A 13,498-nucleotide genomic window follows, 5' to 3' on the forward strand; every position below is an offset into this window, starting at 1 on the left:
TAAGGGCAAACGGAAAAGAGATTCAACTTGAATATAAGGTAATTAATCAGCAATTCAAATCTGCTATTAAAGAAAATAGTAACGCAATGACTTCCTTAAATAAGCAGTTTGCATTGCAAAAAGAGCAAATGCGAAACACTTCTAGTGAGTCGGAAAAGCTCGATGCTAGCCTAACTAAGCTAAATAGCCAATATGAGCTAGCTAAGAGTAAGACTCAGATCACATCTGAAGCTCTAGAAAATGTTAAGAGAGTTACGGGTGAGAATTCTGAAGAAACCCGTCTTTGGACAAACAAATTATTAACCGCCGAGAAACAAGAAGAATCTTTAAAAAATAGAATTACCGCAACCAATGAGAAATTAAATGAGGCTAAGAAAGCTGAAAGTGAAGCGGCTCAAGCATCTCAAAAAAGGCAGGCCACTTTAAAATCACTTGCATCGGAACAAAAATCTCTTGAGACATCTTCTAGTAATCTTTCAAAGGAATATCAACTGGAAGTAGCACAACTTGGGAATAATGCTAAGGCCAGTGATAAGGCTAGATTAGCAAAGCAATACTATGCAAAACAGGAACAAGCTACGGCTGAACAGGTTAAGAATTTAGAGAAACAACTTGAATTGGCCAAAAAAGAATATGGTGAAAATTCTCAGCAAGTACAAGATTTAAATGGCAAGTTATTAGAGGCTAAGAAGGCTAACCAAGACTTTGCTAATTCTTATGCCGACTCTACTAATAAGATGAAGAATTTTGGATCAGCAATGACTAACGCCGGAGATAAATTGAAATCTGTCGGTAAGGGTATGACAGTTGGTGTAACTGCACCTATTGTTGCTGGTGTTGCCGCTTCGGTTAAAGCTGCTAGTGATTTTGATAGTGCATTTACAGGCGTTAAGAAAACTGTTGATGAGGTAAAAGATTCTAACGGCAAAGTCAAAATATCTTATAAAGATTTAGAGACTGGCATTAGAAACATGGCCAAAACGATTCCAGCCACTACAACAGAAATTTCTCATGTTGCTGAAGCGGCTGGACAATTAGGAATTAAAACACCTAATGTTTTAGGCTTTACCAGAACAATGATTGACATGGGACAAGCAACCAATATGTCATCAGAAGATGCTGCTACTGCACTAGCTAAATTGGCCAACATCACTGGTATGCCACAAAAGAATTTTGATCGTTTAGGTTCGGCAATCGTTAACTTAGGTAATAACATGGCTACGACCGAATCCGATATCGTTGATATGTCATTGAGACTTGCCGGTACTGGTCATCAGGTTGGATTAACTGAATCGCAAATCACTGGTTTGGCAGCTGCTATGTCATCTGTTGGTATTCAAGCTGAAGCCGGTGGTGGCGCAATGTCTCGTGTCATGCAAAAAATTAATACTTCCGTGGCTAGTGGCGATAAGACCTTAGGACAATTCGCCAAAGTCTCAGGAATGTCATCATCACAATTCAAGCAACATTGGAAGAGTGATGCTTCCGGAGCAATTGTTTCATTTGTTAAAGGACTTGGTAAAGCCAAAGCTAGTGGTAAAGATGTCACCTCAATGCTAAAAGATATGGGAATTAATTCGACACAAGAAATCGATACTATGTTACGTCTTTCTGGTGCCGGAGATACTTTATCTAAAGCTTTGAAGATTTCAGGTGATGGTTGGAAACAGAATACCGCTTTGACACAGGAAGCTGAGAAACGCTATTCAACTTTCAGTTCCAAACTGAAGATTGTTAAGAACAAGGTTTCTGATTTAGGTATCGAATTCGGTGGTCCTTTGATGGATGCACTAAGTAATGTGTTGGATGGTTTAGAACCGGTATTCAAAGTGTTAGAAAATATTGCCAAGGCATTCAACAATGCAAGCCCAGAAACACAGCAATTTATTATGGCAATAGCCGGTGTTGCTGCTGCAATAGGGCCATTATTAGTAACTATTGGTTCGGTAATTAGTGCCATAGGTGCAATAGCCAACGCATTAAAAGGCATAAAATTGGCAACGGCCTTAATGACCGGTGGTATAGGCGCAATTATAGCAATCATAGCTGTTTTGGTGCTGTATATAGTTACTCATTGGGATCAAATAAAAGCTAAAACTGAAGAAGTTTGGAATGCAATTTCTACAACAATTTCAAACGTCTGGAATTCGATAGCTACAGCGACATCTAATATTTGGAACTCAATCACTTCATATCTATCAAATCTGTGGTCAGGTACCGTTTCAACAGCAAGTAGTATATGGAACGGATTGGGTAGCTTCTTTAGTGGACTTTGGACATCAATAAGTACAGCAGCAAGTAGTATATGGAACTCAATTACCTCGTACCTATCAAATCTATGGACAAGTACCGTCTCGATGGCTTCAAGCATATGGAATGGATTAGGAAACTTCTTTAGTAATTTATGGACATCGATAAGTACAACAGCAAGCAGTATTTGGAATTCAATTACCACTTATTTATCAGGATTATGGACAAATATTGTATCAATCGCATCGAGTATATGGACTGGATTAGTCAGCGTAATCACTGTTATTTTTATGACAATTCAGTCTGTCATTCAAGGTGTATGGCTATTTATAACTTCTTGGTTACAGTGGGCTTGGCAAGCAATCGTTGCTTTAACAGCACCAATATGGCAACCATTAGTAGAATTCTTTAGTCAAATGTGGCAAATTATTTCTACCACAGCCCAAAGTGTATGGACATTCATAACTAATACCTTGAGTATTATTTGGACGACTATAGTTACTACGGCACAAACGATTTTCAACGCATTAAGTAGTTTCTTTACCACGATTTGGAATGCTATTTCTACTGTATTTATAACGGTAACTTCTGCAATAGAAAGTAGAGTTGTGACTATCTGGCAAGCAATTGTTAGTGTTACAACGAGCGTTTTTAACAGCATAAAAAATATTATTACAAGCATTTGGCAAGCCATTGTTTCGGTAACGACTTCGGTACTTAATTCTATTAGTTCAGCAGTCTCAGCCGGATGGAATGCAGTCAAATCAGTAACAGTTTTGGTGATGAATGCGATTAAATCGGCGGTTTCAGCTGGATGGAATGCAGTCAAATCCGTGACAACTTCGGTGATGAATGCTATCAAATCAGCAGTTTCAGCAGCTTGGAATGGAATCAAATCCGTAACAACTTCGGTGATGAATGGAATCAAATCGGCGGTTTCAGCTGGATGGAATGCCGTTAAATCTGTAACATTGTCTGTTTTAAACGGAGTTAAATCGACAGTATCCAGCATTTGGAATGGAATCAAATCAACAATTTCAAGTGTCGTTAATGCAATTAAATCATTAGTAAGTAACGCTTGGAACAATATCAAATCAGTAACATCAAGCGTTTGGAATGGAATCAAGTCAGCAATGGTTGGTCCAGTTCAAGCCGCTAAATCGACTATTTCTGGAATTGTTAACGCAATAAAAGGATTTTTCTCGGGAATGCACCTTAGAATTCCTAAGATTAGCTTGCCACCATTGCCACACTTTCATTTATCCGGAAAGTTTAGCTTGAAACCACCATCAGTACCACACTTGTCTGTAAGGTGGAATGCTATTGGTGGAATCATGAAAGCACCAACGATTTTTGGAATGAACGGTGGAAACCTTCAGGGTGGTGGTGAAGCCGGACCCGAAGCAATTCTTCCATTAAATTATAAAAATCTATCTGCAATTGGTAATCAGATTGTACAAGCTACAAATGAAAGAATTAACAGACCCGTCACACAGAATGTTCAAATGACTTTCTACAATACAGTTAGAGATAACGAAGATGTTGATAGAATATTTGAACGTGCTGATTCGTGGATGGGAAATCAAAGTAATAAATCCAGTTTTGGAGTTAGGGGGAATGCATAGTGAGTTTGCATATTGTTGTCGACGGAGTTTTTGATTCAGATATGTTACTAGCGGTTGCAGATCGTCCCAAAATTTCAAATCCAGATTTTGAGTATGAATCAGAATATGTCGAAGGACGAAACGGAAGTTTGAATCGTCTCAAGTACATTAAGGATGTGACGCAAAAGGTTCAATTTAATATTTTGGAGAATTTTAATGTCAAAAAAAAGCTACGACACATAAAGTCGTGGCTTTTCAATTGTCAGAAGATTTATTTTAGTGATGACATAGTTTATAGAAAAGTTAAACGGGTTCAAATAGGCGACATTGATAATGAAATCGCTGAGTACGGTTCATTTGAAGTTTCATTTATTTGTGATCCTTTTGAATATCTACGTGATGAACGTGAAATTACGGTAGAGAAATCTGGAACCATTTATAACCACGGAACTGTATTTTCATTGCCAAAAATGGAAATATTGGAGAGCGGTCAGGGGACGATTACGATTAATGGTTCACCTGTAAAGCTGAACTTGGCCGTAGAACACGCCTATATGGACTCCGAAATTCAAGAAATTTACAAAGATGACAAGAATTTAGGCTTATCGATGATAGGCGATTTTCCTAAGTTAAACCCTGGTAAAAACACGATTGAAATTAGTGGTGGATTGAACTCGATAAAAATTAAAGTAAGGGAGAGATATTTATGATTAGACTCTTTCCTGAAAATGCTACTGAAGAACAATTCAAAACTAATGGGATTGCTGTTCTTGATAATGGAGTTAAATCTAATTCCGTCGAGTGGACAAAAAATGGAATGTACAGTTTTGACTTTGATTATTTTAGTAGTGCCAAGTTTAGCAGCTTAATCAAGGGTGACATGATAGTTATTGCACCGACACCTCTTGGAGACCAACCATTTAGAATTCATAAAGTAACTGAGCAAATTGGATTCACAAAAGTAGAGTGCTATCACATTTTCTATGACCTAGCTTCAAATTTAATTGAGGACTCTAATTTTGTTAAATCCACTGGTAAAGCATTGATGGCAAGATTCAATGCAGCATTTCAGTATTCGACTAAATTTAGATTTAGTTCTGATATTGAAGATGTTACTAATTGCCGAATGGTCAGAATGAATCCAGTTCAGGCGCTTCTAGATACATCAAAAAGTAATACTTTTATCAACCGTTGGGGTGGAACTATTTATCGTGACGGTTATGATGTGAAAATGCTGAAAGCAGTTGGTGAAGATAGAGGTTTCCGAATAAATCATGGCAAGAATTTAACAGGATACGATCATCAAATCGATTGGGAACCTATGGCAACAAGAATAATGCCCATTGGGTTTGATGGTTTAATGCTTCCTGAAAAGTACGTCGATAGTCCCTTGATTGATAAGTATGAAAATGTACGAATCAAGACGGTAGATTATCAGGATGTTAAAGCTCAAGATGCAAATTCCACTTTGAACCAAGATGGTGCGGTTCCGAAAGAGCAAGCCTATGAGCAGTTAAGAAATCTTGCTAAAAAAGAGTTTGAAAAGAATGATGCTGATAAGCCAACAATTAATATCAAAATTCAGTTTAAAAATCTAGGCGATACAAGAGAGTATATTCAGTTCAAAAAGTTGGTAGACGTTCGCCCATTTGATGTCGTTCATGTTCAATTAAATGATTTTGACATTAAAGATAGCATCGTCAGCTATAAATTTGATGCTTTAACTCAGGAATATACCGAAATCGAATTGGGAACCATTACTAGAACCGGACTATCCGACAAAGCTAATAATACTGAAGCAAGTATTAACGACGTTAAAGATGGTATGGACAATATTCAAGGTGATTTGGATAATACCAAAAACGATTTAGAAAACAGTAAAAGTGAATTGAAAGATATCCGTTCTGATCTGCATGATTATGATGCTCACATAGATGATTTGACATCACAAATTGATGATAATCGGGATAATATTTTTAACTATATTAACCGTCCTGGTAACGGGGTAATCAAATTTAGCCCTGATCGTGATAATGCGACAGACATGACAATTGAAAGTAGCGCTGGGAGTAGATTTAGATTAAACAGCTACGGCATTTCATATGATGGTTCAGGTAAAACAGCCATGGATAGTCGTGGATATATCTATGCAGATAATTTCATAGGTCACAGTATGAGCAGTGTCTATATGGAAGGTGGAGAGCTTCATGGCGCCCGAATTACAGGCGATACTTCAATTGATTTAGCTGGAGATAATGGAAATGTCGTTTCTCTTTCTGGCTACGGAATGACATCACCAAGAGCAACTATTTGGCAACTTGATGGAGTTCAAAAAATGAACATTGTAAATGGCGGATATTTAATGGTTGGTGGAGCTAATCTTTGGGGTGATGGTACCGGAAGATTATTTGTTGGACCAACAGGCAACGTGTCAGCATCACTAAGGATACTAAATCAATCAGATCTTTAAGGAGATTAACATGGAAAAAAAGGAAAAGACGTTTGGCCAAAAAATGATTGAAAATTTGACTTATAAAATTGCAAATCTCGAAAGAGATAATTCTGCACTTTTCGTGGAAAATCAAGATTTGAGAATTGAAAATGCAAAGTTGAAATCGAGTAAGGGGGTAAAGAAATAAATGTATATCTACATAAAGACTGATAAACGTGGAGTTGTCACTGATTTTGAACACAATTCAGATGCCACAGAAGATGATTGGCCAATGAATTTTTATGACTTCTCTACTACTAATCCCGATTTGGAAAAAGAGGGTTACATTAAGACGTATTTGGGTGACGGAGAGTACAAAATGTTTGAGGATTATCACGATCTTTATACATACTCTGAACATTCTCTACACCAGCCTTTTAATATCCCACAACCAAGTACAGCAATTTTGCAAACTCAACTTGGTGCTGTAGCAGCAGAAGGACAAAAAAATGGCAGTGATCTCAATGAAGTGAAGTCACTGCTGAAAGAAATTTTAGAAAAGGAGTGATTTAATGACGGTTAAAAAAATCACACTCAACACAGAGAAAAAAACACCGATTTATGAGTACCCGATTACTCTACGTCAAGGAGATACATCAATTCAGATTCCTGTTGATCTTGAGGAGGATTTTAGTGAAAAGGATTTAACGAAAACTAAATTAGGATTCTATTCAGATAAACCAGATGCAACAACGATTGAAGATGATGAACAAAGTCATTTTCAAATTGGTGCTGATAAGAAGTCATTTACGTATACGTTTCCTGATGAACTAACTGATGCCTCAGGATCAACAACCAATACGTACTTTAAGATTGGTAATGATTCTACCTCCAACTTCTATATCCATATTTTGACCAAAGCCGGCATGGAGAAACTGGAGTCGGGAGATTATATTTCTAAAGTTGATAGAATATTTAACCATGTTATGTCGGATTACACTGCTATCAATGACCTTGCTGAAACCGGTAAAGGAACATTTGATACAGCATTAGCGGCTTCTAAAAAACAAATGAAAGATTTAATGGATAATCTTAATGCTAAATATGTTCAGTTTATTAACTCCAAGACCACTGAATTTAAAACTTATTTAGCTAATCTGGACAAGCAAGCAGCTGATGTTAAAAATAAATATACCGCTTTGAAAACTCAACTAGATGCCTTAGAAGTTCCTGAAATTGGAACTAGAAACTATCTTTTAAATTCATTAAAGGAAGTTTTTTATGCCGGTCAAAATATACAAAATCAAGTAATTTATCCTTGGACCTTTTCTTTTGGACAAATAAGTGGAAATGCTGTTGTTAATCAAATAGCTACTTTCAGTGTAGATTGGAGGGTAGATAAGGTAACTACTACTGGGTATATGGTTCCTCAAGTAAATGCAAAACCTTGGCAGATAAATGGAGAAAATCAAATTAAACCAACAGCTGAAAAAATGTCAGGGCACTATACTTATACATTTAGAATTACTGAGGATTTGAGCAATTCGTTATCGACAATGTTAGGGTTTCAAGTTAACTACATTGATGGAACCATTAGGTTTAAAAATGCTCAATTAAAACTCAGTAACGTTGAAACAGATTTGACCATTGCTCAAGAAGATTTTTTAAATGACACATATAATTTGCTTCCAGACTCTAAAGAAATGACTTCTTGGGTTAAAAAAATGACCTCAGTTGAGCTTCAACAAGATACTGATGGATACAATATGATTCACATGTTTGGAAATTATTCATCATACTATACAGTCGTCTCACTAAAAAAGGGAAAAGAGTATACCTTTAGTGGTGATTTTAAGATGTACAATAATGGGCCAATATCACTTGTTTTTTATATAAGTGATTTGGACAATCCTGATAGTGATGTTCAAGGGATAATAATTTCAGATGTTGGAGTTAAGTCGTGGACTAGAATGTCAGTAACCTTTGAAAATAAATATATGATTCAAAACGCTATGGTGAGGGTAGAGGCTCATGGAAATTGGGAAGGAATTGGAGGTTCTGTTTTTGCTAAAAAATTGCAATTAGAGCCAGGCTTGACATCACGTCCTTGGGGCCCTAATCCTTTAGATCCAATGGTTTTACAAAAATCTAAAATTACGGCTGATAATGGTTCTTTTGAAATAGCACTCCTTAATAATGAGAATAAAGATTTTAAGGAATTAATAACAAAATTACCATTAGGTTTTCATACTATATATTGTCAGGCAGGAGTTAAAAATAATCCTAGTGGCGATAGTATGTCAGTTAGAGGATGGGTTCATATTACTGATTCAGATCCGAACGGATACTCATTGGGATATGGGTATTTTGTAGAAACTGGGTCAGGACCTGTTAAAGCCTGGACGGTCTCGGTTAATTGCCCACAAGGAGCTACCGCATTCGATTCATATGTGGTGTTTAATGAAATAATCACTATTACCAGTTCGGGAAGTGTTTTTAAATCAGGCAATCAGATTCTTACAAAAGATTCCAATTGGGATGATTATGTAAATCCTGGGATATACCTGGTTCAAGGTGCCAGCGGTGGTAATAACATACCTACTAGTGCTGGGAACACTTGGGGCTATTTAATGGTTCTAAATGGTTCACCATCAGGAGGGGCAGTCCAAATATACTATAACTGTGTTGATACACCAGTTGCTCTTTATATGCGTGGAACTCGTGGCACTCCTTTGACCTGGAGTCCATGGATTAAATTAACAACACTAGATTCATTAAATGGAAAAGCTTTAAAACTCAAAGACTCTGCAGGCAAAGAAATAACTTATACAATCACAGGTCTAAGTTAGGAGGTAGAAAATGAAGCTAGAAACTTATAAAGCATTACCAATTAATCGAAGTCCAATTCGATTACTGAAGCGTGATTATTTAGCAAGAATGGATTTTGACCTTGTTGGTTTCCCATCCGGTACTGTTATTAAATTCAAAGCCTTACTTCCAGATGGTCAAGAATATGAAGACAACGATTCATCTCACTTTAGAATTTTAGGCAGTCAATTAACATATCGAATTCCAAGAAGTTTAAGTGAAAGCTCTGGCAGTTTAGTCAGTGCTTTTTTTGTTATCAATAATATAGAGAGTTCAAGGCTACTAATTCACATCACAGAACCAAACGACATCAAATCAAATAATTACATTGGTCAAATGGATCGCATTATGAATCATGTTCTGTCAGATGCAATTTTAATTAATGAAATTTCGACTAATGGGTCAGGAATTATTGATGCTAAAACAGATGAGCTAATTAAACAGATCACTGATTGGACAAACACCACATTAGCAAAGGTTAAGACAACTGTTAGTAGTTCTCTGGCATCTATTGCTGATGTCAGAGCCGTAATTGATAAAGAGATTGACGTTGATAGAAATAACTTTACAAGCAAAATGACTGATGTCCAATCAAACATTAATAAGGCTAATGAAACGATGCAATCTCTAACTAAAACGCTTGATGCAACTAAAGCTGAAGTAAATAAGATTGATGTTGTTCAAATGCAAAATGATGCTAAATCTGCTAAAGATGCTGCTAATGCAATTCAAAGCAAAATGGGGAATGTTCCCACTGGTTCAACTGTTATGAGTGAAATTAGCAAAGCTCAATTGGTAACTGGTGCGACCGTTAATGGTAAAGACGTTGCCATCAGTAATAAGAGGTTACAAATTACATTGCCTAACCCAGACCTAAGTTCATATGTAAAAACCTCAACATTGAATTCATATGCTAAGACAACAGATGTTGATACGAAATTAAAAGATTATGCAAAAAAAGGTGAAATAGTCACTGAAGGAACGATAGTAACTAAGACACCTTTATATAGAAGTACGAATTTGTGGGTACAAAGTAAGAATAATTGGCAAAATCCGAAGGATATGAGTGGTGGATCATCATTCCAACTAGACACTGACTTTAAACCTAGCGATTTAAAAAATGGCATTTTTATAGGAATTGACAAACATTTAATAACTGATAATACAACATATCCCGTTGCTTATATGCCTTCACTTTCTGGATTAATTATCCCTAAAGATATTGCTAAGTTTAGTGAAACTAATTTTTATTATTTTATTAGTAAAGAAGAAATTCAGGCAGCCCTTATAGCTGGAAATTACATACTAGTTAATGAACCACTTGATGGAAGTGTTTTAAGAGATAGAGACGGTAATTTAGCGGGAGTAAGTAGTTGGAATGGTGATAGAGGTCAAATTAAATTAGTTTTCGGTGATTCTAATGATGGAAAAATTGAAAATTTATTTATTCAAGTATGGCTACCATCAATTAAGTATTCCAGTTTGACAATTAATGTTATGAGCTTTCCAGTAATAGATGAAGTAATTGCAGTTTAAAGAAAGAAGTGATGTGAATTGAGATATTTGAAAAAGAACCATTCGTGGTTCCTTACAGGGATGGAAACCTTAGCGTTAGGATTAATATTCCTTGGAACTGGTAATTTTATTGATAGACCATCAGCAGCCCCAACATTTATCGCTACTGTGGATGATCCACCATTTGCTATAGCATTGATAATTATTGGGCTATACGTGATGTTTTCTTGTTTAGGAGTTTTAACAAAGTCGGTAAAAGACATTATTGTATTTTTACTCCTTTTTGTTTGGACTTTCTATCTAATTATCTTTGCGATTCATGATTTTAATGCCCCCGTTTTAATGCCAAAATTTACCACTATATTTATCTTGTTTATAGATATTCGAATACTCTTTGAAGCATTTTGGAGTGAACCTTAGTGGGTCAGGAAACGATAAGAACTTTACTATCTGCTATTAGTGGGGCGGTAATAACGGGGATTTTTGGTGTGTGGTTACAACGGTTGAAAAATCAGGGATCTAATGAAGGTGTCTATGCGGATCACACGAATGACCTTTTCGAAAGATTGGATAGAATTACTAATGAACGTGATGATTTAAAAGAACAAGTAATTGAATTGAAAGCGCAAGTTCAAAAGTTAAATAGTGTGATTGATTCATTGAATAAACAAATGGGGAGTCTTACTTCTCAAGTAAGTAAGTTCACCGAGCAGGAAGAGGAAAAATAAATGCAAATTATTGAAGGATTAAATTTGATTGATGTAGCACAGCTAACAGTCATTGCTATCTTGTGTTATGTATTAACAAACTCAGTTAAAAATACGAAGACCATTGACAGCAAATGGATGCCGTTTGTATCAATGGGTTTAGGACTGGTGTTGGCAATTGTAACAGCACTAGTATTTCACGATAAGGAAATTGGAAAAGCAATTATTGCTGGTTTATTAATTGGTGGTTGGACATCAGGGATGTTTGATGGAGTTCAAGGATTTTTAAATGACGGAGGAAAATCTGAATGAAAAAAAGAAAAATAACATATATTGTAGGTCTGCTTGCCGCAGGTCTATTTTTTTGCACAACAAATGTGGATGCTGCACGAACTGACATTGTTGATGTATCTAATCACAATGGGTATATGACTGTGGCTAATTTTCAAGATATGCTAAATAATTATGGTGTTAAATCAGTGATTACTAAAATTTCTGAAGGTATTTACTACCATGATTACACAGCAGCTAATAATATTAATACTGCTCAAAAGGCAGGACTTTATATCAATGGCTATCATTTTGCACGATACACTAGTGTTCAAGGTGCGATTGCTGAGGCAAACTATGCTGCTACAATGGCTAAATCAGACGGTCTACCAATTGGTTCTGTATTAGTTACAGATGTTGAAGCTGAACAGCAAAATGGATTAAGTCGTGCTCAGAATAATGCTAATAACAAAGCTTTTATGGATCAAGTGGCTAAATATGGATATCGCTCAGATATTTATACTATGTCTAGTTGGTTAGGAAATAAGATGGATATTAATTCTGGAGGCTGGATTGCAAGTTATCCTTATAATGCTTCGGGAAAAAATTGGTATTCAAATACTCATGCTTGGCAGTGGGGGAGTACATATCGCTTTAACGGGAGCTATGGTAATTTTGATGTTTCTCAAAGCTATGATGACTTTTATACAGCCAATCAATCTGCTAAAGTTGATCCACGACAAACAATCAGTAATGTTGTTTCTGTAAAAGGAAACGACTATAAGGCTTATACGACCTATAAAGCTGATGGAACTCCAAATGTTGGAACAAATGTAGTTTCCGCTACGGATTGGCTATCTGGTGGTATCAAAGTAATTAATATGAAGCCTTATTTCTTAATTGGTGGAAACATTTATCTTCCACAATCATCAACAATTTTCAAAGAAAAGGTAGTTGTTAATTATAGTTCTGACTATGGCGTTCTTGCGTATACTTCAAAGGGGCAATCTATTAAGGATTCAAATAAAACATTTAAAGGTGGTACAGAATGGAAAACTTTTGATACTTTGTATGATATTCCTAATGTCGGCTGGTGCTATAAGGTTGCTACTGATATGTATATTCCATTAAATTATATGCAGGGATCAGGATTTAAAGGTTAGTTTCGACATTTCATTAAAAGTGCATAAAGATATTACCAAAGTTAATTGCTATATTTAAAGAGTACAATTTGATTATTTTTTTGACGATAGTAAAAAGCTCTCACTCTAACAGGTGAGAGCTTTTCTTATTTGAGTTTATTTTCGCGTTCATCCAATAAATTACGAAGTTCCTTAATGTCATCGATGTTTGATCTATTTTTAATAAAGTATAAAATATATTTTTCCCTTAGAACCATGGTTAAAAAACAGACTATTCAGAAATATTGAATAGTCTGCTTTTAGATGATTTCATTTGAATGAGTTCTGCATTTTAATTATTATTTAATTTAATCTTGAATGACTTGGTTTAAGAAAGAATCAAAAGTAAAAGATTAAGAGGTTTAATAAATATCCCTTCATCTTTGAAGAATAGATAAACTAACTGGCAAATGAACTGATTAATTGTAGGCAGGGGTCAACCCTTTACCGACTGATTTTCAGAAGGTGCACCTTTGGTGCACTTTTGTTGCTTGAGACCCTATGTAATAGGAAGGAACTACCCCGATCACCGGTATTAAGCGATTAATATCAGTTAGCTCTAATCATTGTTAAATCAATGGTTAGAGCTTTTTTTGTAGATTTATTAAAAATAAGTATTTGAAATACTAAATTAAACTATTGTAAATGACTGAGTAAGGTGTTTTAATATAT

The 13,498-nt window shown here is 35.6% G+C and carries 11 protein-coding genes; all 11 read left to right on the forward strand.

Annotated elements, in window-relative coordinates; translation table 11 throughout:
- Positions 1-86: 86 nt before the first annotated feature.
- From ATN92_RS02760 to ATN92_RS02810, 11 genes are read left to right on the forward strand one after another with little or no spacing between them, the layout of a single operon-like run.
- Positions 87-3,875, forward strand: coding sequence for a phage tail tape measure protein (locus tag ATN92_RS02760; RefSeq protein ID WP_056951618.1), 3,789 nt, complete (start codon positions 87-89; stop codon positions 3,873-3,875).
- Positions 3,875-4,564: a phage tail domain-containing protein gene (locus ATN92_RS02765; RefSeq protein WP_056951620.1), complete on the forward strand. Its 690-nt coding sequence runs from the start codon at positions 3,875-3,877 to the stop codon at positions 4,562-4,564. The genes ATN92_RS02760 and ATN92_RS02765 overlap by 1 nt, the downstream gene beginning before the upstream one ends.
- The gene (locus ATN92_RS02770) at positions 4,561-6,324 is read left to right on the forward strand and encodes a phage tail spike protein (protein WP_056951622.1); all 1,764 of its coding nucleotides are present in this window, start codon (positions 4,561-4,563) and stop codon (positions 6,322-6,324) included. The genes ATN92_RS02765 and ATN92_RS02770 overlap by 4 nt, the downstream gene beginning before the upstream one ends.
- A 10-nt stretch (positions 6,325-6,334) precedes the next feature.
- On the forward strand, positions 6,335-6,493 hold the full coding sequence (locus ATN92_RS02775) for a hypothetical protein (RefSeq protein WP_156638746.1): 159 nt from the start codon (positions 6,335-6,337) through the stop codon (positions 6,491-6,493).
- Complete coding sequence (locus ATN92_RS02780; protein ID WP_056951624.1) at positions 6,494-6,853, forward strand: hypothetical protein; 360 nt, start codon at positions 6,494-6,496, stop codon at positions 6,851-6,853.
- A gap of 4 nt (positions 6,854-6,857) precedes the next feature.
- Positions 6,858-9,134 carry a BppU family phage baseplate upper protein gene (locus ATN92_RS02785; protein ID WP_056951625.1) on the forward strand — a complete coding sequence of 759 codons (2,277 nt, stop codon included), beginning with the start codon at positions 6,858-6,860 and terminating at the stop codon, positions 9,132-9,134.
- Positions 9,135-9,144: 10 nt separating this feature from the next.
- Positions 9,145-10,689 carry a hypothetical protein gene (locus ATN92_RS02790; protein ID WP_056951627.1) on the forward strand — a complete coding sequence of 515 codons (1,545 nt, stop codon included), beginning with the start codon at positions 9,145-9,147 and terminating at the stop codon, positions 10,687-10,689.
- 60 nt (positions 10,690-10,749) lie between these two features.
- A complete protein-coding gene (locus tag ATN92_RS02795; protein ID WP_143444255.1) occupies positions 10,750-11,088 on the forward strand; it encodes a hypothetical protein in 339 nt (112 codons plus the stop codon).
- Entirely contained in the window at positions 11,088-11,396 is a 309-nt protein-coding gene (locus tag ATN92_RS02800) for a hypothetical protein (RefSeq protein ID WP_056951630.1), read from the forward strand. The genes ATN92_RS02795 and ATN92_RS02800 overlap by 1 nt, the downstream gene beginning before the upstream one ends.
- Entirely contained in the window at positions 11,397-11,687 is a 291-nt protein-coding gene (locus ATN92_RS02805) for a holin (protein WP_056951632.1), read from the forward strand.
- Positions 11,684-12,808: a GH25 family lysozyme gene (locus ATN92_RS02810; RefSeq protein ID WP_056951634.1), complete on the forward strand. Its 1,125-nt coding sequence runs from the start codon at positions 11,684-11,686 to the stop codon at positions 12,806-12,808. The genes ATN92_RS02805 and ATN92_RS02810 overlap by 4 nt, the downstream gene beginning before the upstream one ends.
- The last annotated feature ends 690 nt before the right edge of the window (positions 12,809-13,498 follow it).

Source organism: Companilactobacillus bobalius (assembly GCF_009764355.1).